The 23,764-nt window shown below is 59.3% G+C and carries 19 protein-coding genes; 14 read left to right on the top strand and 5 right to left on the bottom strand.

The annotated features are described in order from the left end of the window. Positions 1-18 precede the first annotated feature (18 nt). Positions 19-471, top strand: coding sequence for a hypothetical protein (locus tag EC836_RS14900; RefSeq protein ID WP_158612793.1), 453 nt, complete (start codon positions 19-21; stop codon positions 469-471). 66 nt (positions 472-537) lie between these two features. Here EC836_RS14900 and EC836_RS14895 read toward each other — a convergent pair whose 3' ends face one another. The 4 genes from EC836_RS14895 to EC836_RS14880 form a co-directional block, all read right to left on the bottom strand. Beyond that, positions 538-1,539: an ABC transporter permease gene (locus EC836_RS14895; RefSeq protein WP_123334456.1), complete on the bottom strand. Its 1,002-nt coding sequence runs from the start codon at positions 1,537-1,539 to the stop codon at positions 538-540. Continuing rightward, entirely contained in the window at positions 1,536-3,041 is a 1,506-nt protein-coding gene (locus tag EC836_RS14890; RefSeq protein ID WP_123334454.1) for a sugar ABC transporter ATP-binding protein, read from the bottom strand. The genes EC836_RS14895 and EC836_RS14890 overlap by 4 nt, the downstream gene beginning before the upstream one ends. Before the next feature lie 330 nt (positions 3,042-3,371). Then, entirely contained in the window at positions 3,372-3,989 is a 618-nt protein-coding gene (sodA, locus tag EC836_RS14885) for a superoxide dismutase [Mn] (protein WP_123334452.1), read from the bottom strand. A gap of 249 nt (positions 3,990-4,238) precedes the next feature. Beyond that, positions 4,239-5,579 carry an aspartate aminotransferase family protein gene (locus tag EC836_RS14880; RefSeq protein WP_123334451.1) on the bottom strand — a complete coding sequence of 447 codons (1,341 nt, stop codon included), beginning with the start codon at positions 5,577-5,579 and terminating at the stop codon, positions 4,239-4,241. A 182-nt stretch (positions 5,580-5,761) separates the two neighbouring features. On the opposite strand from EC836_RS14880, the gene EC836_RS14875 reads away from it, so the two are divergent. Beyond that, complete coding sequence (locus EC836_RS14875; protein WP_123334449.1) at positions 5,762-6,538, top strand: DeoR/GlpR family DNA-binding transcription regulator; 777 nt, start codon at positions 5,762-5,764, stop codon at positions 6,536-6,538. Between the two features lies 1 nt (position 6,539). Here EC836_RS14875 and fdhD read toward each other — a convergent pair whose 3' ends face one another. Continuing rightward, positions 6,540-7,325 (bottom strand): formate dehydrogenase accessory sulfurtransferase FdhD, encoded by a 786-nt coding sequence (gene fdhD, locus EC836_RS14870; protein ID WP_233599346.1) that lies wholly within the window; start codon positions 7,323-7,325, stop codon positions 6,540-6,542. Between the two features lie 183 nt (positions 7,326-7,508). Here fdhD and fdnG point away from each other — a divergent pair, with 183 nt between their 5' ends. From fdnG to EC836_RS14810, 12 genes are all read left to right on the top strand, one after another. Beyond that, the gene (gene fdnG / locus EC836_RS14865; protein ID WP_123334445.1) at positions 7,509-10,556 is read left to right on the top strand and encodes a formate dehydrogenase-N subunit alpha; all 3,048 of its coding nucleotides are present in this window, start codon (positions 7,509-7,511) and stop codon (positions 10,554-10,556) included. A gap of 3 nt (positions 10,557-10,559) precedes the next feature. Further along, on the top strand, positions 10,560-11,447 hold the full coding sequence (gene fdxH / locus EC836_RS14860; protein WP_123334443.1) for a formate dehydrogenase subunit beta: 888 nt from the start codon (positions 10,560-10,562) through the stop codon (positions 11,445-11,447). Further along, on the top strand, positions 11,444-12,094 hold the full coding sequence (gene fdoI, locus EC836_RS14855) for a formate dehydrogenase cytochrome b556 subunit (protein ID WP_123334440.1): 651 nt from the start codon (positions 11,444-11,446) through the stop codon (positions 12,092-12,094). Before fdxH ends, fdoI begins: the two co-directional genes overlap by 4 nt. Then, entirely contained in the window at positions 12,094-13,020 is a 927-nt protein-coding gene (gene fdhE, locus EC836_RS14850; RefSeq protein ID WP_123334438.1) for a formate dehydrogenase accessory protein FdhE, read from the top strand. The genes fdoI and fdhE overlap by 1 nt, the downstream gene beginning before the upstream one ends. 58 nt (positions 13,021-13,078) lie before the next feature. Further along, a complete protein-coding gene (gene selA, locus EC836_RS14845) occupies positions 13,079-14,458 on the top strand; it encodes an L-seryl-tRNA(Sec) selenium transferase (RefSeq protein ID WP_123334436.1) in 1,380 nt (459 codons plus the stop codon). Next, positions 14,455-16,293: a selenocysteine-specific translation elongation factor gene (gene selB / locus EC836_RS14840; RefSeq protein ID WP_123334434.1), complete on the top strand. Its 1,839-nt coding sequence runs from the start codon at positions 14,455-14,457 to the stop codon at positions 16,291-16,293. The genes selA and selB overlap by 4 nt, the downstream gene beginning before the upstream one ends. 153 nt (positions 16,294-16,446) lie before the next feature. Further along, positions 16,447-17,631, top strand: a complete 1,185-nt coding sequence (locus EC836_RS14835) for a NapC/NirT family cytochrome c (RefSeq protein ID WP_123334432.1) — start codon at positions 16,447-16,449, stop codon at positions 17,629-17,631. Beyond that, complete coding sequence (locus EC836_RS14830; protein ID WP_123334430.1) at positions 17,621-20,095, top strand: molybdopterin guanine dinucleotide-containing S/N-oxide reductase; 2,475 nt, start codon at positions 17,621-17,623, stop codon at positions 20,093-20,095. Before EC836_RS14835 ends, EC836_RS14830 begins: the two co-directional genes overlap by 11 nt. Before the next feature lie 44 nt (positions 20,096-20,139). Next, on the top strand, positions 20,140-20,703 hold the full coding sequence (locus tag EC836_RS14825; RefSeq protein WP_123334428.1) for a DNA-3-methyladenine glycosylase I: 564 nt from the start codon (positions 20,140-20,142) through the stop codon (positions 20,701-20,703). Positions 20,704-20,813: 110 nt separating this feature from the next. Then, complete coding sequence (locus tag EC836_RS14820; RefSeq protein WP_123334426.1) at positions 20,814-21,476, top strand: OmpA family lipoprotein; 663 nt, start codon at positions 20,814-20,816, stop codon at positions 21,474-21,476. Positions 21,477-21,604: 128 nt separating this feature from the next. Beyond that, positions 21,605-22,591, top strand: coding sequence for a LacI family DNA-binding transcriptional regulator (locus tag EC836_RS14815; RefSeq protein WP_123334424.1), 987 nt, complete (start codon positions 21,605-21,607; stop codon positions 22,589-22,591). Positions 22,592-22,650: 59 nt separating this feature from the next. Further along, positions 22,651-23,679, top strand: a complete 1,029-nt coding sequence (locus EC836_RS14810) for a LacI family DNA-binding transcriptional regulator (RefSeq protein WP_123334422.1) — start codon at positions 22,651-22,653, stop codon at positions 23,677-23,679. Positions 23,680-23,764 lie beyond the last annotated feature (85 nt).

Genomic DNA, 23,764 nt, shown 5'->3' with positions numbered 1-23,764 from the left:
ATTTTTTTTTGCGGCGTAATGCTCAGCTTAATTGCCGGAACCGTTATCAGCCTGAGCAATAAAAATCCTCCTTCCGGTGATGGGAAACTGGTGCTCTCCTGCAGGGCGAAGGTGGATTTTGAGATAAAACAGCCCGATGCATCCGCGCATATGGAAGGGCGACTGAGCCTGACGACATTGGGCAGCAGCCGTCTGGCGCTGCTTTATACCGGGCGGCTGACCGCGCCGGAAGGCCGTTTTATCCTGAGTAGAACGCTGTTAATGGATTACCAGTACCATCCAGAAAATCACGTGCTGGAACTGACGTGGGATCGCAGCATCGTCAGTGAGATAGACACGGTTCCCGATGAGGTGTTCTACCGCAACCTGATGAAAAGTAAATTCTTTATCCTGTATTTGACTCGGTTCAATGACGGAGCATGGCTGGTTTCAGGGTTGACGACACCGCTGTATGTGTGTAACGACAGATAATAAAACGGCTTATTGCGGCAGGCGCAATAAGCCGTTTTATTGAAGCAGATAGGGAATATTCGGTGATTACTGACGGCGCTGAATGTAGGTGATCGCCAGCGCAACCGCCAGCACCAGGCCTTTAATAATATCCATGGCGTAGTAGGGAACGGACAGCATCACCAGACCATTTTGCAGCACGCCGAGGATCACCGCGCCAAGCAGGGTTCCCAGCGCGTTTGGCTTACCGGCGCCGGCCAGAGAAAGCCCAATCCACGCGGCGGCAACCGCATCCATCAGGTACCCGCCGCCCGCGTTAACCTGTGAAGAACCGATACGGGAAGCCAGTAAGATACCGCCCAGGCCGGCCAGCAGTGAGGCGATAACGTAAGCCACCACGCGATAGCGGTTGGTGCGGATCCCGGACAGGCGCGCGGCCTCCGGGTTGCCGCCGATGGCGTACATGCGGCGTCCGTGCTTGGTGAGTGAGAGCAGCAGCTGCGCCAGCACCGTCACCACCAGCATCACGATAACGATAATCGGCACCTGGCCCAGCAGCGAGAACACCGCCGGAATGGTGCCTTCTGCCATATCTCCGCTTGGCAGTACCATATTTTCCGTAATGGAGCCGCCAAAGCTGTAGGTCATCGCCACACCCTGCACCACAAACAGGCTGGCGAGCGTGGCCAGCATGTCAGGGATTTTCAACACCACGATCATAAAGGCGTTAAACAGGCCAACCAGCGTACAGAGCAGCAGCGTCAGCGCAATCGCTGCCGTGGGGCCAAACCCGTACCAGACGAAGAAGGAGATCACCAGCGAGTTTGCCAGCGATGCGGTTGAGCCGACGGAAAGGTCGAAACCGCCGATAGTCAGTGAGATCGATACGCCAATCGCAATCACCGTCACGATAGCGATTGAGCGCAGAATATTGATGATGTTACTCGGCTCCAGGAAGCTGTCTGACGCCAGGCCAAAACCGATAATCAGCGCTGCTACCGTCAGCAACATTCCCCACTTATAGAGAAAATCAAACAGCTGGTGCCGGACAGATGTTGTCGGCTTGAGGGAAATTTCTTTGCTGCTCACGCAGGTGTTCCTCCGGTGGAATAAAGTAAAAGTGTTTCTTCGTCGGTTTCACTGGCGGCCATTTCGGCCACAATTCGCCCATCCCACAGTACGCAGATGCGGTCGCACAGCCCGACCAGCTCGGCAAATTCGCCGGAGGCATAAATGACTCCCTTGCCCTGGCGAGCCAGCCCGTCGATCAGTTCGAACAGGTCTGTTTTTGCTTTGATATCAACGCCCTTGGTAGGTTCGTCGAAAATCAGCACATCAGCATCATTCCGCAGCCATTTGCCAATCGCCACTTTCTGCTGATTGCCGCCGGACAGTCGACGCAGCGTTTGTCGCGGGCCGGTGGTGCGGATCCCCAGCCTGGCAATCACCTCCTCCGCCCAGCGCCACGCCTGGCGATGGCCAAACAGGCTCCAGCGGGAAAAACTGTTGTCGGCGCTAACGCTAAGATTCATCACCACCGATTCATCAATAAAAATGCCCTCTTTTCGCCGCTCCTCGGGGATCAGCGCCATGCCCTTTTCAACGGCGGCATGGGGTGAAGTCGGCTTCCACGGCCTGCCGTGCAGTTCTCCCTGGGTAATCCGGCTGCTGCTGGCCCCAAACAGCGCCTTGCACAGCTCGGTTTTTCCTGCACCGGCCAGTCCGGCAATGCCCAGGATCTCCCCTTTACGCAGCGTCAGCGTAATATCCTTCAGCAGCTGCTCGTCGTGCAGGCCGTCGATGTGCAGCAGGATGTCTTCGCTGAACGGCGGGCGGCGCGGCGGATAGATGTCGTCTAACTGGTGGCCCAGCATCTTTTCCACAATCTGCTCGCCGCTGAGGTCCTGCATCGGGCCGCTTTCAATCAGCTCGCCGTCACGCAGCACCGTCAGGCGATCGCAGATAGCTTTTAGTTCATGGATGCGGTGCGATATAAATACCACGCCAATACCGCTGTCCTGCAGGCGGCGAACCACCGCAAACAGGCGATCGCTTTCGTGCTGGTCGAGCGGCGCCGTCGGCTCGTCCAGAATCAGAAAGCGGCAGTGATGCGATAGCGCACGGGCCAGTAAAATCTGCTGTTTTTCCGCCAGCGTGCAGTGCTCGACCTTGCGGCGGACGTCGATTTGTACATCCAGCTGCTCCAACAGCGCGCGGGCCTGGCGGCGCATTGCGCCCCAGCGATAAAGCTGGCCACCTTCTGCCAGCCGGTCCAGCATAATGTTCTCCGCCACGCTCAGGCCGGGCACCAGGGCCACATCCACTTCCTGCTGGACCAGATGAATGCCCAGCTGCTTGGCATCACGCGGGGAGCGAATCGTTACCGGCTGGCCGTCGAGCAGAATCTCACCGGTAAAATGATCGTATGCCCCTGACAGGACGGCCATCAGCGTTGATTTACCGGCCCCGTTGGCGCCGGTCAGTGCATGAACAGAGTGTCCCTCGAGGGTGAGGTCCACCGATTTGAGTGCCATAAAACCGCCAAAAGCGATGGAGATATGGCGCATTTCAAGGCGATTTTGCGCGGTCACAGGCGTGTATTCTCTGGCTTATCAATGAGGATGCGCTGCATTTTTTAATGAATTATCACGGCAGGCAACAAACGAAAGAGCATAAGCTAACACAAAATCTTATTAGCCATCCAGATGTCTATATATAACAGAGTTTCGCGCTAAATCCCGGATGAAAAGCAGTACATAACAGTGAATTTCGACCTGAAGCCAGTGCAGTTATATCATTAAGTTCACTGGGCGATGAAAGCTGGGTTAACGCGTTATAACGTGGAGGACATGCGAGGATTGAGACGCATAAAAAAACCGGCAACGCATCGCGTCACCGGCTTTTATCACGCCTGCGGCAAGTTACTTCGCAGCAGCGAACAGGTCAGCAGCCTGATCCCAGTTAACCACATCCCAGAAGGCTTTGATGTAGTCAGGGCGTTTGTTCTGATATTTCAGGTAGTAAGCGTGTTCCCACACGTCCAGACCGATGATTGGCGTACCGGATGCACCGGAGATCGCTTCACCCATCAGCGGGCTGTCCTGGTTAGCCGTAGAAACGACCGCCAGCTTGTCACCCTTCTTAACCAGCCACGCCCAGCCTGAACCGAAGCGGGTGGTTGCTGCTTTTTCGAATTCTGCTTTGAACGCGTCAACGCTGCCGAAATCTTTTTCGATAGCCGCTTTCAGATCGCCGCCCAGCGTGGTGCCGGTTTTCAGACCTTTCCAGAAGAAGCTGTGGTTAGAGTGGCCACCGGCGTTGTTACGCAGTGGGCCTTTCTTATCCGCTGGCAGCTGGTCCAGTTTAGCAATCAGTTCATCAACAGGCAGGTTGGCGAATTCAGTGCCTTCCAGCGCCGCGTTAGCATTGTTCACGTAGGCCTGGTGGTGTTTGGTGTGATGGATTTCCATCGTCTGCTTGTCGAAATGGGGTTCCAGCGCATCGTATGCGTAAGGCAGGGATGGTAGTGAATAACTCATGTTCATCATCTCCATTAATCTTAGGGGGTGCCAGTGTGGCACCGGGTAAGCAGTCGGATCATTATAGTTAAATAAATGATCGGGAAAAGGGTTATCAATGCCCCGAACAAAGTAAGGGTATCGTTCACAGCGGGTGAAAGGCACGGGTTATAGCATTTACGCGTAGGGTTACAATGAAATGATCTAAGGGAACGTTAAGCCCGCAGGCAGGGATGCTGGCCGGTTTGACCCGGCCAGCAGAGCAGCAAACTAGCGGGTCAGCGCCGCCAGCGACTTATCGAGCGCACCGACCAGCCAGTCGATATCGCTTTCCTGGAACGCCAGCGGCGGGCGCAGCTTCAGCACGTTGCCGTAAGGCCCGGCCACCGAAGTCAGCACATGGTTGTCACGCAGCATTTCGGTAACGTCCAGCGCCAGCTGTTTATTCGGCGCTTTACTGGCTTTATCCGTCACCAGCTCAAAACCGATAAACAGCCCGGCACCGCGCACGTCGCCCACGCACTCGTACTTTTCTTTCAGCGTTAGCAGTTCTGTCAGCAGCTTCGCGCCCACCACGCGGCTGTGTTCCTGTAGCTTCTCCTCTTCAATCACCTTCAGCACCGCCTGCGCCGCGGCCATCGCCACCGGGTTGCCGCCAAAGGTATTAAAGTAGGGGATATCGTCGCTGAAGGCCGCCAGCACATCGCTTTTGGCCAGCAGACCGGAAACCGGAATACCGTTACCCATCGGTTTACCGGTGGTGATCACATCCGGCACCACGTCGTGGCGCGCGAAGCCCCAGAAGGTATCGCCGGTACGGGCAAAGCCCGGCTGAACCTCATCGGCAATAAAGATGCCGCCGTTCTTATGCACCACGTCAACGGCCTGCTTCAGGAAGCCGCGTGGCCCCGGCAGCACGCCGTCGGAGGAGAAGATGGAATCGGCAAGAAAGCCGGCAAACTTGATGCCGTGCGCGGCCATATCGTCGATCTGCTTCTGAATTTCACCGGCGAACCAGGCGCCAAGATCGGGGGTATTAACGCGATAATGGTCCGGCGGCGGCACCAGACGAGTCGTTGCCGCCATCGGCTGCCCGCTCCCCAGCGCGGGCGAGGCGCCGGAGGTGAGATCGCTGGTGCCGTGATAGGCTTCCTGGCTGACGATAATCCCGGTTCCACCGCTGTATGAACGCGCAATGCGGATCGCCAGATCGTTGGCCTCCGAGCCGGTGCACATATACATCGCGCGATCGACGGTCGCCGGGGCGGTGGCTAACAGCTGTTCGGAGTAATCAAGGATCGATTCGTGCAGGTAGCGGGTGTGGGTGTTCAGCTGCTGCATCTGCTGATACACCGCATCAATCACCGCCGGGTGGCAGTGGCCAATACTGGCGACGTTATTGTATACGTCGAGATATTTGTTGCCCGCCGCATCCCACAGATACTGCCCCTTGCCTTTCACCAGATGCACCGGCTTGCGGTAGAACAAACGGTAGGACTCACCCAGCACTTTGCTGCGCTTATCGGTCAGTTTACGCACGTCGGCATCCAGCCCGTCAGCGTGCTCGGCTCGAAAACTGTTGGTATCCATGATGGTTGAACGTGTAGCCATTGATTGCTCCCGTTACAAAAATGAGGTGTGCCCGGCGGCAGGCATTCAGTGATGTCTGGGGATTATCATGGCAACTTTTTCGGCAAATGCAACAAAATACACAAACGCAATAAAATACACATGCAGAGCCGCGCATTGTCAGTTAGGCTATGGCGGTGAGTTATCGTCAGGAAATCAGAATTATGCTGCAGGAAACACGCTTACATCGCATCCGCGCACTGCTCAGCACGCTGAATCAGGTGAGCACCGAGCGCATCATTAAAGAGCTGGGTATCTCCCGGGAAACGGCCCGTCGCGATATTATCGAGCTGGAAGCGCAGGGCCTGGCGCGCCGGGTACACGGTGGTCTGGTGGCGCTGGACGCCGCACCGGAACCGCCGCTGACCGTACGCAGTAGTTCAATGGCGAAGGAGAAGCGCGCGATTGCCCGTGCGGCGGTGCAGCTTTTACAGCCCGGCCAGACCCTGTTTATCGATGCGGGCAGCACCACCACCATGCTGGCGGAAGAGCTGCGTTCGATGTCCGGCCTGACGATCGTCACCAACAGCCTGAACGCCGCGCTGAAGCTTAGCGCAGCGGAAGAACATGAGACGCTGAACAACGAGGTGATCCTGCTGGGCGGCAGCATGCGGGCGGGTGCGCAGGAAACGCGCGGCGAGCTGACGGTCAGCGAGATTTACCGCTATCGCGCCGATCTGGCGCTGCTGTCGCCGGTCGGCGTGGACGCCCGTCAGGGTGCCAGCAGCTTCCACCCGCACGAGGCGGCGATTGCGCGGGCGATGACCGAACAGGCTGGCGGGCTGATCCTGCTGGCCGATCACAGCAAGATTGGCATCAGCAGCCGCATGAACTACGCCAGCATTCGGCAGATCGGCACGCTAATCAGCGACCAGGGGGCGGCCACGCTGCCCGCCATGGCGGCCTTACAGCAGATACTGCCGCAGGTACTGCTGGCGTAAATCAGCCGCCAATCAGCCGCTGCGGATGGGTGTACACCGTTGCGCGGCCGGGCTTGCTGAAGCCGACCAGCGTCAGATTACTGCGCTGGGCCACCTCAACCGCCAGTCGGGTGGCGGCGGAGACGGCAAACAGGATCTCCACGCCGCACATCGCGGCCTTCTGCACCATCTCGTAGCTGGCGCGGCTGGAAACCAGCACCGCGCCCGCTCCCCAGTCGGCCCGGCTGCGCAGGCCAAGCAGCTTGTCCAGCGCCACGTGGCGGCCCACATCTTCACACCCCGCGGTTAAATGGCCGTCAGGCTGGATCCAGGCGGCAGCGTGAGTGCAGCCGGTCAGCTGGCCCACCGGCTGGAAGTCGTTGAGCTGGCGCAGGGCGCTGTCGAGATGGCTAAGGTTGAAGGTCTGACTGAACGGCAGGGCATCAATGGGCTTGCCGATTTCCGCCAGCTGCTCCACGCCGCAGACGCCGCATCCGGTGCGCCCGGCCATCGCCCGGCGGCGCTCTTTCAGCCCCATAAAACGACGGCTGGACAGCTCAACGTGCACTTCAATCCCTTCGCAGGCATTTTGGATATCAATACCGTAAATCTCCGTCGGGCTGCTGATAATCCCTTCCGATAACGAAAAGCCAACGGCAAATGCTTCCAGATCTTTCGGCGTGGCCATCATCACCACGTGGGAAATGCCGTTATACACCAGCGCCACCGGAACCTCTTCCGCCAGCCAGTCCGAGCGGGCGAGCTGCAGGTTATCTCGTGGCCAGACTTCCCCTAAACCGGCGCCGATAACCTCAGCCGGATTTATGTCGATATTGTGCTGTTTTTCGCTCACTCTGTTTTATCCTCAACCAACAACCACACGGTTAATGTGGTAACATTGCGGCCGCATGCGTTTCAACTGGGGCAATTGTGAACCTCTGAAGGAAACGCCGCAAAAATAAATGAGTCACATCGATACAGGAAGAATCCGATGAATGTCAGCAGAAGACGCTTTTTCAAAATCTGCGCGGGAGGGATGGCAGGCACCACGGCCGCCGCTCTGGGCTTTGTCCCGACTGCCGCACTGGCGGAGAGCCGCCAGTACAAGCTGTTACGCGCTCGCGAAACCCGCAACACCTGCACCTACTGCTCTGTTGGCTGCGGACTGCTGATTTACAGCATGGGCGACGGGGCAAAAAATGCCAAACAGTCGATTTTCCACATTGAAGGGGATGCGGACCATCCGGTAAACCGGGGTGCGCTTTGCCCGAAAGGGGCTGGCCTGCTGGATTACATTCACAGCGACAGCCGCCTCAAATACCCCGAATATCGTGCGCCCGGCGCCAATAGCTGGCAGCGCATCAGCTGGGATGAAGCCTACGATCGCATTGCCCGCCTGATGAAAGACGATCGCGATGCCAACTTTGTGGCACGTAATGAAGAAGGCGTCACGGTTAACCGCTGGCTGAGTACCGGGATGCTGTGTGCTTCCGCCTCCAGTAATGAAACTGGCTATCTCACGCAGAAAATCACCCGTTCGCTCGGCATGCTTGCCGTCGATAACCAGGCGCGCGTTTGACACGGACCTACGGTAGCAAGTCTTGCTCCTACGTTCGGCCGCGGTGCGATGACCAATCACTGGGTCGACATCCGCAATGCGAATCTGATTATTGTGATGGGTGGCAACGCCGCTGAGGCGCATCCGGTGGGATTCCGCTGGGTGATGGAAGCCAAAATTCATAACAATGCCAAACTTATCGTTATCGATCCGCGCTTCACGCGAACCGCGTCGGTGGCCGATTTCTACACGCCTATCCGTTCCGGCAGCGATATTACCTTCCTGTCCGGAGTTCTGCGTTACCTGATTGAACACGATACCGTTCAGCACGAATACGTCGCGTCCTATACCAGCGCCAGCCTGCTGGTGCGGGAAGACTTCAGCTTCGATGATGGCCTGTTCAGCGGCTACGACGCGGAAACGCGCAGCTACGATAAGAGCAGTTGGAACTATCAGCTGGATGACCAGGGCCACGCCCTGCGCGATCCCACGCTTCAGCATCCCCGCTGCGTCTGGAACCTGCTGAAAACGCACGTCAGTCGCTACACGCCGGAAATCGTGGAACGCATCTGCGGCACGCCGAAGGCCGATTTCCTCAAGGTTTGCGAAATGCTGGCCGAGACCAGCGCCCGCGATCGCACCGCGACCTTCCTCTATGCCCTTGGCTGGACGCAGCATTCGGTGGGCGCGCAGAACATCCGCACAATGGCGATGATCCAGCTGCTGCTCGGTAATATGGGCATGGCGGGCGGCGGTATTAACGCCCTGCGCGGCCACTCCAATATCCAGGGGCTGACCGACCTCGGCCTGCTGTCGCAAAGCCTGACCGGCTATATGACGCTGCCTTCCGATAAGCAGACCACGCTGCCCGCTTATCTTGACGCCAACACGCCAAAAGCGCTGCTGCCGGGCCAGGTGAACTACTGGGGAAACTATCCTAAGTTCTTTATCAGCCTGATGAAATCCTGGTGGGGCGACAAAGCCCAAGCGGAGAACAACTGGGGCTTTGACTGGCTGCCGAAGTGGGATAAAGGCTACGACGTGCTGCGCTACTTCGACATGATGCACCGTGGCGAAGTGAACGGCTATCTGTGCCAGGGCTTTAACCCGCTGGCTTCTTTCCCGCATAAGAAGAAAGTCAGCGAGTCACTGTCTAAGCTGAAATTCCTGGTGGTTATCGATCCGCTGAATACCGAAACGTCAACCTTCTGGGAGTCCCACGGCGAGTATAACGACGTGCATCCGGCTGAGATTCAGACGGAAGTGTTCCGCCTGCCGTCAACCTGCTTTGCGGAAGAAGACGGTTCGATCGTCAACTCGGCGCGCTGGCTGCAGTGGCACTGGAAGGCGGCGGACGGCCCGGGCGAAGCGCACAACGATGGTGAAATCCTTGCCGGTATCTACTCGCGCCTGCGCAAGCTTTACGCCAGCGAGGGCGGCGCAGTGCCGGAAGCGGTCCTGAACATGACCTGGGACTATCGGACGCTTGATTCCCCGGCATCGGAAGAAGTCGCGCAGGAGAGCAACGGCCGCGCGCTGGTGGATCTGGTCGACGATAGCGGAACGGTACTGGTTAAAAAAGGCCAGCAGCTCAGCAGCTTCGCACAGCTGCGTGCCGACGGTAGTACGGCCAGCGGCTGCTGGATCTTCGCCGGCAGCTGGACGCCGGAAGGTAACCAGATGGCGCGGCGCGACAACAGCGACCCGTATGGCCTGGGCAATACGCCGAACTGGAGCTGGGCATGGCCGCTTAACCGCCGCATCCTTTACAACCGCGCCTCCGCCGACCCGCAGGGGAAAGCGTGGGACCCCGAGCGTCAGCTGCTGCAGTGGGACGGCACGAAATGGGGCGGGCAGGACGTTGCCGACTACGGCACGGCACCGCCGGGTAGCGAAGCCGGGCCGTTTATCATGCAGGCGGAAGGGCTGGGTCGTCTGTTCGCCCTCGACAAGATGGCGGAGGGTCCGTTCCCGGAACACTACGAGCCGTTTGAAACGCCTATCGGCACCAACCCGCTGCATCCTTCGGTGATTTCTAATCCGGCGGCGCGCGTGTTTGCCGACGACCTGAAGGCCATGGGCAACGCGGCGGAGTTCCCGTACGTTGGCACCACCTACCGCCTCACCGAGCATTTCCACTACTGGACCAAGCATGCGCGGCTTAACGCTATTGCGCAGCCGCAGCAGTTTATCGAGATCGGTGAAGTGCTGGCGGAGAAGCTGGGCATTGCCAAAGGGGACTGGGTGAGGGTCAGCTCTCAGCGCGGCTATATCAAAGCCGTCGCGGTAGTGACCAAACGCCTGCGGCCGCTGATCGTCGACGGTAAAACGGTCGATACCATCGGCATTCCGCTGCACTGGGGCTTTACCGGCGTGGCGAAGAAGGGATTCCTGGCGAACACCCTGACGCCGTTTGTCGGCGATGCCAATACGCAAACGCCGGAATTTAAGGCGTTCCTGGTCAACGTGGAGAAGGTGTAATCGATGGCTTATCAATCTCAGGACATTGTCCGCCGTTCGGCAACCAACGGTTTTACCCCCGCTCCACGTGCGCGCGACCACCAGCAGGAAGTGGCCAAGCTGATCGACGTGACCACCTGTATTGGCTGTAAAGCCTGTCAGGTGGCCTGCTCCGAGTGGAACGACCTGCGTGATGAGGTGGGCAGCAACGTCGGGGTGTATGACAACCCGGCCGATCTGTCCGCGCAGTCATGGACGGTGATGCGCTTCTCGGAAGTGGAAGAGAATAACCGACTGGAATGGCTGATCCGTAAAGACGGATGTATGCACTGTGCCGATCCCGGCTGCCTGAAGGCCTGTCCGTCCGAAGGGGCGATTATTCAGTATGCCAACGGCATCGTCGACTTCCAGTCGGAGCAGTGCATCGGCTGCGGCTACTGCATTGCCGGCTGTCCATTTAACGTGCCGCGCATCAACCCGAAGGACAACCGCGCCTATAAATGCACGCTCTGTGTCGATCGCGTTAACGTCGGGCAGGAACCTGCCTGCGTGAAAACCTGCCCAACCGGTGCGATCCACTTTGGCAGCAAAGAGGAGATGAAAACGCTGGCGGCCGGACGCGTGGAGGAGCTGCAGGGGCGCGGCTATCAGCACGCCGGGCTGTACGATCCCGAAGGCGTGGGCGGTACGCACGTGATGTACGTGCTGCACCATGCCGACAGGCCGCAGCTGTATCACGGGCTGCCGCAGGATCCGGCCATCAGCCCGGCGGTCACCTTCTGGAAGGGCATCTGGAAACCGCTGGCGGCGATCGGCTTTGCCGCCACCTTTGCCGCTTCGGTATTTCACTATGTTGGTATCGGGCCCAATCGGGTTGAAGAAGATGATGATGATGAGGAGGAACAGCCATGAAAAAGCCGCAGCGTATTCAGCGCTACAGCGCACCGGAGCGCATTAATCACTGGTTGGTGGCCATCTGCTTTATCCTGACCGCGATCGGTGGACTGGGATTCTTCTTCCCGTCGTTTAACTGGTTGATGCAGATCATGGGTACGCCGCAGCTGGCGCGTATCCTGCATCCCTTTACCGGCGTGGTGATGTTTGTGGCCTTCCTGCTGATGTTTTTCCGCTACTGGCGGCACAATTTGCTGGAGCGAAACGACATTCTGTGGGCAAAAAACATCCATAAAATTGCCCAAAACGAAGAGGTGGGCGATACCGGGCGCTATAATTTTGGGCAAAAGTGCGTATTCTGGGCAGCAATACTCTGTTTAGTGCTGCTGCTGCTAAGCGGCGTGGTGATTTGGCGCCCCTGGTTCGCCGGCTACTTCAGCATCCCGCTGATCCGACTGGCGCTGGTGGTGCATTCTGTCTCAGCCGTGACGCTGATCGTGGTGATTATGGTGCACGTTTATGCCGCACTGTGGGTGAAAGGGACGATTACCGCCATGGTTGAAGGTTGGGTTACCGCAGGCTGGGCTAAACGGCATCACCCGCGATGGTATCGCTCACTACGCGAGCAGCAAAACCCACCGCGACAACACGAGAAAGGTCCCTGATGACGATTAGAATTATTCCGCAGGACCGGCTGGAGAAGGATAAAAGCAATGTGGCGGAGGGTATCCCGCCGTTGCTTTTCCCTCAGCTGAAGCATCTGTACAGCCGTCGCGCTGCCCGTCTGCGGCAGCTGGCGGAGAAGAATCCGCTGGGCGACTATCTGCGTTTTGCTGCCGTTATCGCCACCGCGCAGGAAATCGTGCTGTACGATCATCCGCTGCAGCTTGATTTGCAGGCGCGGCTGGAAGAGAGCGCGCGCCTCGGCAAACCGCCGCTGGATATCGCCACGCTGCCGCGTGATGCTCACTGGCAGCGGATGCTGCATTCGCTGATCGCCGAGCTGAAACCGGAGATGAGCGGGCCGGCATTGTCGGTGCTGGAAAACCTGGAAAAAGCCTCCGCCAGCGAGCTGGAACAGATGGCGGCAGCGCTGCTGGCTCATGACTTCGCCCAGGTCAGCAGCGATAAAGCGCCCTTTATCTGGGCGGCGCTGTCGATCTACTGGGCGCAGATGGCGTCGCTGATCCCCGGTAAGGCCAGAGCCGAAGCGGGCGAACAGCGCCAGTTCTGCCCGGTGTGCGCCAGCGTACCGGTCGCCAGCGTGATCCACATGGGCAGCCATAAAGATGGTCTGCGCTACCTTCACTGCAACCTTTGCGAAAGCGAGTGGCACGTGGTGCGGGCGAAGTGCAGCAACTGCGAACAAACGCGGGATCTGCACTACTGGTCGCTGGATAGCGAAACTGCGGCGATTAAAGCCGAAAGCTGCGGCGACTGTGGGACCTACCTGAAAATGCTTTATCAGGAAAAAGATCCGGCCGTTGAACCGGTTGCCGACGACCTCGCCTCGCTGATCCTCGACGCGCGGATGGAGCAGGAGGGTTTTGCCCGCAGCAGCCTGAATCCCTTCCTGTTTCCCGGAGAATAAGCCATGAAGCCGACCGGCAATATTTCTCCGCTCCGCCTGGGCAACGTGGCGATTCACCGTGAGTAACTTGTTTCATCAGCTTCCCTCCGTTGACAGCCTGCTGCGCCAGCCCGCGCTGAAGGCGCTTTCCACCGAATGGGGCCACGTCATGCTGGTCGCCATTCTGCGCGAGATGCAGCAGAGCGCGCGTGATCATATCCGTCAGCATCAACAGCTGCCCGCCTGGAGCGACGACTGGGCAGGCTATGCCCGTAGCCAACTGCTGCTGCACAGCCGCAGCGGGCTGCGTCCGGTGCTGAACCTCAGCGGCACCCTTCTGCACACCAACCTTGGCCGGGCGCAGCTGGCTGAAGCTGCCGTTGCCGCAGCAGTACGAGCGATGCGATCCCCCGTCACTCTCGAATATTCGCTGGATGACGCCGGTCGCGGCCACCGTGACCGGGCGCTGGCCGATCTACTGTGCCAGCTTACCGGCGCAGAAGATGCCTGCATCGTCAACAATAACGCGGCGGCGGTGCTGCTGATGCTGGCCGCGCTGGCACCGGGTAAACAGGTGATCGTCTCACGCGGTGAGCTGGTGGAGATCGGCGGCGCGTTCCGCATCCCTGACGTCATGACCCAGGCAGGCTGTACCCTGCGCGAGGTGGGCACCACCAACCGCACGCATCTGAAAGATTACCGCCAGGCGATTGAGGAAGACACCGCGCTGCTGATGAAGGTGCACACCAGCAATTATCAGATTCAGGGCTTTACCAAAGCCGTCAGCGAGGAAGAACTGATCGCGCTGGGTGAGGAATCAGGCCTGCCGGTGGTGGTCGATTTGGGCAGCGGCTCGCTGATCGATCTCAGCCAGTACGGTCTACCCGAAGAACCGATGCCGCAGCGGCTGATTGCGGCGGGCGTCAGCCTGGTCAGCTTCTCTGGCGATAAGCTGCTGGGCGGGCCGCAGGCGGGGATTATTATCGGTAAGAAAGTGCTGATCGAACGCCTGCAGCAGCATCCGCTGAAGCGCGCGCTGCGGGTGGATAAAGTCACGCTCGGCGCGCTGGAAGCCACGCTCCAGCTTTATCACCAGCCGGATAAGCTGGCGGAACAGCTGCCCACACTCAGATTCCTGACCCGCACCCAGGCGGATATTCATGCCCAGGGGCTGCGGCTGCTGCCCGCTGTGGAAGCCGCCTGCGGGCAGCGGTTCTGCGTAGCGCTGGCACCCTGCTCTTCGCAGATCGGCAGCGGCTCACTGCCGGTCGAGCGCCTGCCGGGTACGGCAATTACTCTGACCCCTCGCGACGGCAGCGGCAGTACCCTGATGGCGTTCAGTAATCAGCTGCGGCAGGGCGATGTGCCGGTGATCGGGCGCATTCACGAAGGTGCCCTGTGGCTCGATCTGCGCACGCTGGAAGACGAAGAACTGTTTATCAGGATGATCAATGCATGATTATTGCCACCGCCGGTCACGTTGATCACGGGAAAACCTCGCTGTTACAGGCGCTCACCGGCGTGAATGCCGATCGGCTGCCGGAAGAAAAATCGCGCGGCATGACCATTGATCTCGGCTACGTCTACTGGCCGCAGCCTGATGGCGAAATCGTCGGATTTATTGACGTGCCCGGCCACGAGAAATTCCTCAGCAATATGCTCAGTGGCATAGGCGGCATCGATCGCGCCCTGCTGGTGGTGGCAGCCAATGACGGCGTGATGCCGCAAACGCGCGAACATCTGGCGCTCCTTCAACTCGTCGGGCGACCACCGCTGACCGTGGCTATCACCAAAAGCGACAGCGTGGAACCCGGTCGGCTGGCAGAAGTGGCGCAGCAGATCGCTGCTCTCACCCAGCAGATGGGCTGGCAGCAGGTCGCTCAGTTTGCCACCAGCACCGTCAGCGGTGAAGGGATAGCGGCGCTGGCGGACCATCTGCGCCAGCTTCCGGCCGGGAAATCCCGTCGCGCGGGGCCGTTTCGCCTAGCTATCGATCGGGTATTTAACGTCAAAGGTGCCGGACTGGTGGTCACCGGGACTGCGCTCTCGGGTGAGATCGGCGTGGGCGATACGCTGTGGCTGAGCGGCGTCAATCAGGCCGTCCGCGTGCGCGGCTTGCACGTGCAGAATCAGCCGAGCCAGACTGCGCACGGCGGCCAGCGGGTGGCGCTGAATATTACCGGCAGCGTGGAAAAATCCGCGATCGCGCGCGGCGACTGGCTGCTGTCTTCGTTACCGGATGCTCCCGCTGAGCGAGTTATCGTTGCGCTTGAACAGCACCAGCCGCTGCGCCAGGGACAGCCGCTGCATCTTCATCACGGCGCCCGCCATATTACCGGACGCCTGTCGCTGCTGGCGGATAACCTGGCGGAGTTGCTGCTCGACGCGCCGCTGTGGCTGGCCGATAACGATCGCCTGGTCCTGCGCGATATCGGTGCGAAACAGACGCTGGGTGCGGCCCGGGTGCTGCTGCTGGCGCCGCCGAAACGCGGCAAGCGGCAGCCCGAGTTTCTCGCATGGCTGCACCAGCTGGAACGGGCGCGGGACGATGCTGAAATTATCGGCCTGTATCTGCAACAGCATCCACGGACGCTGTCGGAACTGAGCTGGGCACGTCAGCTCAGCGAGGATGCACTGGTCGGTCTGGACTGCCGCCCCCGGCCCGAGATTATCGCGGGCCATATGATTTTGCCGCAGACGATTGCGGACTGGCAGCAAAGGCTGCTCAACGAGATGGCGCAGTATCATCGCAGCAATGGCGATCGGCCCGGTCTCGGACGCGATCGCCTGCGGCGCATGGTGTTGCCCGATCGGCCGGTCGGGCTGGCAGGCAGTGTGATCGATCGGCTGATCGATAGCGGCATGCTGGTTAACAGCCGGGGCTGGTTACATTTACCCGATTTTGCCATTTGCTTCGAACCGCAGGAAGCGGCGCTCTGGCAGCGGGCTGAGCCGCTGTTTGCCGATGACGCCCGCTGGGTGCGGGATCTGGCCCTGGCGCTGAACTGCCCGGAAGATTTGATGCGGCAGGCGCTGCGCAAAGCGGCACAAAATGGATTTATCATCGCGGTGGTGAAGGATCGTTACTACAGCCATCAGCAGATTAGCCGTTTTGCCGATATCATTCGCCAGCGCGATGCCGAGGGACTGAGCAGCAGCGCTGGCGATTTCCGCGATCGGCTCGGCGTTGGGCGCAAGCTGGCGATACAAATTCTGGAGTTTTTTGACCGCTGTGGTTTTACCCGCCGCAAAGGGAATGAGCACCTGCTGCGCGACGGCGGGATGTTTTTATAACTCGTAGTTTACCGATTCTCTATGCAGCATCCGTAACGTTCCCTCCTGGGTTGATTGACCACAAATAAACCCTGCGCAACCTGTGGGATAAAAGTGAGTACGCTTACTTTTCAGTGCCCGGCATCGAGCCAGGCAGCATTAACAGGGGACGTTATGAATGACTTCAGGAAAGAGAGGCGGCTAAAGTGGCTGCGCGGCTGGCGCGTGCTGTTGCTGATGCTGCTGGGCCTGGTTATCGGCCTGCTGCTGGTCGCCGGTGGCGCCACCGTCATGCACAAAACCAGCGATACCGCCTTTTGCGTCTCCTGCCACAGCATGGAGAGACCGCTGGCCGAATACGAGGGCAGCGCTCACTTTCAGAACCCGGCCGGTATCCGTGCCGAGTGCGCCGACTGCCACGTTCCCGGCGAACCCGTTGCCTTTATGCTTACTAAGATCGCCGCAGCTAAAGACGTTTACGGCGAAATTACCGGAAAGATAGATACTGAAGAGAAGTACAACGCCCACAAACTGGCGATGGCGGAATCGGTGTGGAAAACCATGAAGGCTAACGACTCCGCCACCTGCCGCAGCTGCCACAGCTTTGATGCCATGGATATTCTCGCCCAGCGTCCCGAAGCCCGCAGGGCGCACCCGGTGGCGATAAAAGAGAATCAGACCTGCATCGACTGCCATCGCGGCGTGGCGCATATCCTGCCGGATATGACTTCCAGCAACGCCGCCGGTGCCAGCCAGCTTGCCGCCCTGACGACCAACGTCAAACCCGCAGACAGTCCGCTTTACAGCATCAAAACGCAGTCTTTTGTGCTGGAGCCTGGCGTCACCCGCCCCGCCGGCACGCTGTTCCCGTCTACGCCGCTGATCCCGCTGCGCCGTGAAGGTTCGCTGACCGAAGCGCAGCTGGAAGGCTGGCAGCAGGACGGGGTTGCCGGGGTAATTTATGGCGCGCCTGGGCGACGCATTATTCGCGCGGTGCTGGACGAAAATAGCCAGCAGCAGCTGAAAATCCTGGGATCGCAAGCCGACAGCCAGACCGACACGCAGTGGCATCAGGTTGCTCTAACCGTCTGGTTCCCCTCGGAAGCCCTGATCGCCGATCGGCAAAAAATCTGGCAGTACGCCGCCGACCTGATGTCCGCCAACTGTACCGGCTGTCACGGCCTGACCGCGCTGGATCACTTCACCGCCAATCAGTGGATTGGCGTAATCAAAGGCATGGCTCCTCGTACCGCACTCAATGAGGAGCAGCTGCGCATTCTGACGCTGTACGCGCAAAACCACGCCAGTGATATGCCGGCCGGGCAGCTCTCTGCACAAGGACGTTCTCATGACAAATAACGCATTCTCCGGCCTGTCGCGCCGTCGTTTTCTACAAATGGGCAGCACCCTGCTGGCCACCAGCGCGTTGGATCTGCTGTTTTCTCCCTCTGCCGTAGCCCGGGCGGTAAGCCAGGCGATGGCGCTGTTTGCCGCGCTGCGCCCGGCGAAAAAAGGCATTCTGACCTCCGCGCACTGGGGAGCTTTTGAAGCGATTGTTGAGAAGGAAAAAATGGTGGGTGTACGGCCGGTACAGGACGACCCGGTGCCCAACGAGTTGATCGAGATGGCGCCGTGGCAGGTTCACGCCGCTAATCGGATTACCTCGCCGGTGGTGCGCAAAAGCTGGCTGGAAAAGGGCCCCGGCAGCCGTAACGACCTGCGCGGGCGGGATGAGTGGGTGAAGGTCAGCTGGGAAAAGGCCATCCAACTGGTCAGCGATGAAATTAGACGGCTGCAGTTGACCTTTGGCCCCTCCTCAATTTATGCCGGTTCCTGCGGCTGGAAAAGCACCGGTATGCTGCATAACTGCCGGGCGCTGCTGCAACGCCTGATGAATCTGAGCGGTGGATTCCTGAACTACAGCGGTGACTACTCAACCGGTGCCGCACAGGTGATCATGTCCCACGTTATGGGGTCGACCGAGGTGTACGATCAGCAAACCACCTGGCCCAACGTGATTGATAACAGCGAACTGGTGGTCCTCTGGGGATGCAACCCGTGCACCACGCTGAAAAACAGCTTTAACGTGCCGGATCACGTCGGGCTGGAAGGCTTTGCCGCGCTGGCGAAAAAAGGCACGCGGATCATCGCCATCGACCCGATCAATAACCCCGGCTCGAAGCAGCTGAACGCGGAGTGGATCGCACCGCACGCCTACACCGACGCGGCGATGCTGCTGGGTATTGCGCACACTCTGCTGAGTGAGAAACTTCACGATGAGGCCTTTCTGCAGCGTTATACCACCGGTTTTGCACCGTTTCGCGCCAGCCTGCTCGGCGAGCACGACGGCGTGGCCAAAACGGCAGAATGGGCCAGCGATATCTGCGGCGTTGAGGCCGAAACGCTGCGCCAGCTGGCGCGCGACATGGCGAATAAGCGCACGATGATTATGGCGGGCTGGGGCATTCAGCGGCAGCATCACGGTGAACAGCCGCACTGGCTGCTGGTGACCGTGGCGGCCATGCTCGGCCAGATTGGCATGCCGGGCGGCGGCTTCGGGTTCAGCTACCACTACTCCTCCGGCGGCAGCCCGTCGGCGAAGGGCGGTATCCTGTCGGGCATCAGCGCCGGGCAGGCACCGCAGAACACACCTGCACCGATCCCGGTGGCCAGAATGGCCGACTGCCTGGCCAATCCGGGAAAAACCATTGATTACAACGGCCGCCGGGTGACCTATCCCGACGTAAAAATGGTCTACGTTGCCGGGGGTAATCCGCTGGTACACCAGCAGGATACCAATAACCTGCGGCAGGCGATGCAGCATCCGGAAACCATTATTGTGCATGAACCCTGGTGGACGCCCACGGCAAAATTCGCCGATATCGTTCTGCCCTGCACCACCAGTTATGAGCGCAACGATATGGATATGGGCGGCGATTACTCCCAGCGCTATGTGTTTCCGATGCACCAGTGCGTTCCGCCACAGCACGAGTCGCGTAACGACTTCGACATCTTCCGCGATATTGCCGCCCGGCTCGGCGTTGAGCAGGCCTTTACCGAGGAGCGGGATGAGATGCTGTGGCTGAAATCGATGTACGACAACATGAAGGATCAGGCCCGCAATGCGGGCGTGCCGCTGCCGCCCTTCGATCAATTCTGGCAGTCAAACAACTACATTCGCTTCCCGGTGCCGGAAAAGAATAAAAACGGGATACGCTTCGCCGACTTCCGTGCCGATCCGCTGCTCAACCCCTTGGGCACGCCGAGTGGACGCATCGAGATTTTCTCCCGCAGCGTGGCGAAAATGAATTACGACGACTGTGCGGGGCTGCCGGGCTGGTCCCCGCCGCACGAGTGGCGCGGCAGTGCGATCGCGGAGCGCTATCCGCTGTCGCTGAATACCTCTCACCCGCCGCACCGCCTGCATTCGCAGCTGGACAACACCCCGCTGAGAGACAAATACGCGGTCAGCAACCGGGAGGCGATGCTGATTAACACCCAGGATGCTGCGGCCCGGCAGATCCAGTCCGGGGACCTGGTGCGTGCGTTTAACGATCGCGGGCAGATTCTGGTCGGTGCGCAGGTGAGCGACGACATCCGCCCCGGCGTGGTTCGCGTCTGCGAGGGAGCCTGGTACGACCCGGCGGATCCGGCCGAATCGCAAACCCTGTGTAAAAACGGCAGCGTTAACTGCCTGACCTTTGATATCGGTTCCTCCCGGTTAGCGCAGGCTAACTGCGGCCATATGGCACAGCTGGAGATTGAAAAATATTGCGGCGGGGAGCAGAAAAACACCGCCCATTCGGTGCCTTTTGGCGCTTAAACGGTTAAATTCAGTACCCAACCCGTTAATAAGGAATGTTATTTATGCAACGCTGTGGCTGGGTATCTGAAGATCCGCTTTATATCGCCTATCATGACCGCGAGTGGGGCGTTCCCCACAATGACGACCGCTCGCTGTTTGAAATGATTTGCCTGGAGGGCCAGGTCGCCGGGCTGTCCTGGCTGACCGTGCTGAAAAAACGGGAAAACTATCGCCAGCATTTTCACCACTTTGATGTTCAGGCCGTCGCACGCATGGATGAAGGCGATATTGAACGGCTGATGCAGGAGAGCGGTATTATCCGCCACCGGGGAAAAATTAACGCGATTATCGCCAACGCCCGCGCGCTGCTGGCAATGGAAGCCGCCGGGGAATCGTTCCGGGATTTTGTCTGGAGCTTTGTTAATGACGAACAGCAGATCACCCGTTTCGGCCACTACCGCGAGGCGCCGACCACCAATTCAGCTTCCGATGCGCTCTCTAAAGCGCTAAAAAAACGCGGGTTTAAATTTGTCGGATCCACGACCTGCTACTCGTTTATGCAGGCCTGTGGATTAATCAGCGAACACACCACCGACTGTTTTTGCCACCCGGATAACAGTAAATAGCTTTCGCTTACACTTTGAGAATTTGCCTGAGTATTTTCCTCATCATTGCGCGCCATAATTAAGGCTTACGGGCGACGTTGCCTGCGATGAATGAAATGAAAGGAATACTCATGAAAAAAAGCGTCATCACTCTTTCCCTGATACTGAGCGGCACGCTTGCGCTGGCCGGTTGTACCACTAACCCCTACACCGGTGAGCGTGAAGCTGGCAAGTCCGGTATCGGTGCAGGCCTCGGTGCCGCGGTAGGTGCTGGGGTAGGCATGCTCTCTTCCTCGAAAAAAGATCGCGGCAAGGGCGCACTGATTGGTGCTGCCGCCGGTGCCGCCCTCGGCGGCGGCGCGGGCTACTACATGGACGTGCAGGAAGCGAAACTGCGCGACAAAATGAAAGGCACCGGCGTGAGCGTGACCCGCAACGGCGACAATATCGTGCTGAATATGCCGAGCAACGTCACCTTTGACAGCAGTAGCAGCACGCTGAAACCGGCCGGAGCCAACACGCTGACTGGCGTGGCAATGGTCCTCAAAGAGTACCCGAAAACCGCCGTGAACATTATCGGCTATACCGACAGCACCGGCAGCCGGCAGCTGAATATGTCGCTGTCGCAGCAGCGCGCGGACAGCGTCGGCAGCTCGCTGATTACCCAGGGCGTTGCCGCTAACCGCGTGCGCACCAGCGGCATGGGGCCGGACAATCCGGTGGCCTCTAACACCACTGCCGAAGGGAAAGCGCAGAACCGCCGGGTAGAAATCACCCTCAGCCCGCTTCAGTAATCCTTTCAGCCCCGGCACACCGTGCGCCGGGGCCGTTATTCTCTTTTTTGGGAATAATCCGTCAGGGCCATAGTGGCCATTAGCATTTTGTGCTACCCTGCGCAAAAACTGATCAGTACTCACACATCATGTCACTGAAAGATATTGCCTCGGCGCTGGGGCTCTCCGTCACCACCATCAGCCGTGCCCTTAACGGCTACGATGATGTGGCTGAGGAAACCCGTGAGCGCATTCAGCAGGAAGCCCGACGGCGAGGATACCGCCCTAACCCGGTCGCGCGCAGCCTGAAAACCGGTAAAACCAACGCGATCGGACTGTTGTTTCCCTCTTCTCCTCTCCCTTTTAACGGCACCAGTTTCGTTGATGTGATCGGTGCTATTGCTCAGGCGCTGGCCGAGCGTGAAGTCGACCTGCTGATCGTCGCCGACACGCCCGATAATGACCATCGTTCCCTGCAGCGGATGCTGCGTTCGCGCTTTGTCAGCAGCCTGATCGTGGCGCATACCACACGCAATGACAGCCGACTGGCGAAACTTCAGCAGCTGGATTTTCCTTTTCTGGCGATGGGCCGCAGCGAACTGACCGCCCCTTACGCCTGGTTCGATTTCGATCATGACACCGGCCCTCGCCTGGCGGTGGATCACTACGTTGCACAGGGACTGCGCCGTGTTGCCTGGCTTGGCAGCCATCGCGATCAGACCTTTGTCAGCCAGCGGCGCGAAGGCTACCTGAGCGCAATGCAGCGGCACGGTTTAGCCAGCGATCTTTGCTGGCGGACAGAACCAAGCCGGCTGGAGGGGTATCGGGTGACTCGCCAGCTTCTTGCCCTGCCGCAGCCACCGCAGGCGCTGATTGCTGACTCTAGCTCACTCGGCGAAGGGGCGGCGATCGCCCTGCGCGAGATGGGCCGCCTGACCGGTCCGGACCGAATTGAGCTGATGATCTACAATGGGCTGCCCGCCGACTCGGTGATTGACGTGCCCATCGCCAGCATCGCGCAGGCCACCTGGCCCGCTATCGGACAGCAGGCGGCAGAGATGGCGCTGCGGCTGATGGCAGGGGAACCCGTATCGTCCCTGCAGGTGCTGTGGCAGCCGGAGCTGAAACTACCCTGATGCTGCCGTTGGCGGGCAGTTATGGTAGTCTCACGCCAGTCACATCATCAGGGAAAGCCATGAATAACAAGGCCGCAAAAACGACCATCAGCGACGTCGCCAGAGAGGCGCGTACCGGTAAAACCAGCGTTTCCCGCTATCTGAACGGTGAATTCAGCGCGCTTTCTGACGATCTGAAACAGCGCATTGAAGCCGCTATCAGCGCGCTCAACTATCGTCCCAGCCAGATGGCGCGGGGCCTGAAGCGTGGACGAACCCGGCTTATCGGCCTGATTATCGCGGATATCACCAACCCCTATTCCGTGGACGTGCTGAGCGGCATCGAATCCGCCTGCCGCAGCCACGGCTTTACGCTGCTGATGTGCAACACCAATAACGAAATCGACCTTGAGCAGTACTATCTGAACCTGCTGAACAGCTACCAGGTGGAAGGCATCGTGGTTAACGCGGTGGGTATGCGCGAAGAGGCGCTGAGTCAGCTGCAAAAATCGCTGCTGCCGATGGTGCTGATCGACCGCAAAATACCGGATTTCGCTTGCGATGTCGTCGGGCTGGACAACCGCGCGGCCGCGCTGCAGGCCACCGAACATCTGCTGGCGCAGGGCTATCGCGCGCTGCTGTTTATCAGCGAGCCGCTTGGGCTGGTCAACACCCGGCTGGAGCGTATCGACGCGTTCCATCAACGCATGGCGCAGCAGCCCGATCTGGCAGCTGAACATGCCGAAGTGACGCTGGACGATGAAGCGCGGATGAACGAAGTGTTGAGCGAATTCTACCAGCGTCACCAGGGCGCGCCCTGCGCGGTAATGGCCGTCAACGGTGCGCTGACGCTACAGGTTGCCCGCGCGCTGCGTCGGCTGAACCTGAACTGGGGCGAACAGTTGGGCCTGCTGGGCTTTGACGAGCTGGAGTGGGCGGAGCTGGCGGGCGTTGGCATCACCACGCTGAAGCAGCCCACCTGGCAGATTGGCTATGCCGCGCTGGAGCAGGTTATCAGCCGCATTGAGGGCGGAGAACAGCCGCTGCACGACCAGGTCTTTGCCGGGGAACTGGTCGTACGTGGCTCAACGCAGCCGATCGCCCGCTAGCCATATTCTCTGTTCATCAGCCGGGGCGGATCGCGCCCCTGAATACCTTCAAATCTCCCCTGCTCACCATCGATTTTCCCGCATA

The organism is Erwinia sp. JUb26 (assembly GCF_003751505.1).
In the GTDB taxonomy this organism is placed as follows: Bacteria; Pseudomonadota; Gammaproteobacteria; order Enterobacterales; family Enterobacteriaceae; genus Erwinia.
This window is presented reverse-complemented; position numbering and strand designations above follow the sequence as displayed.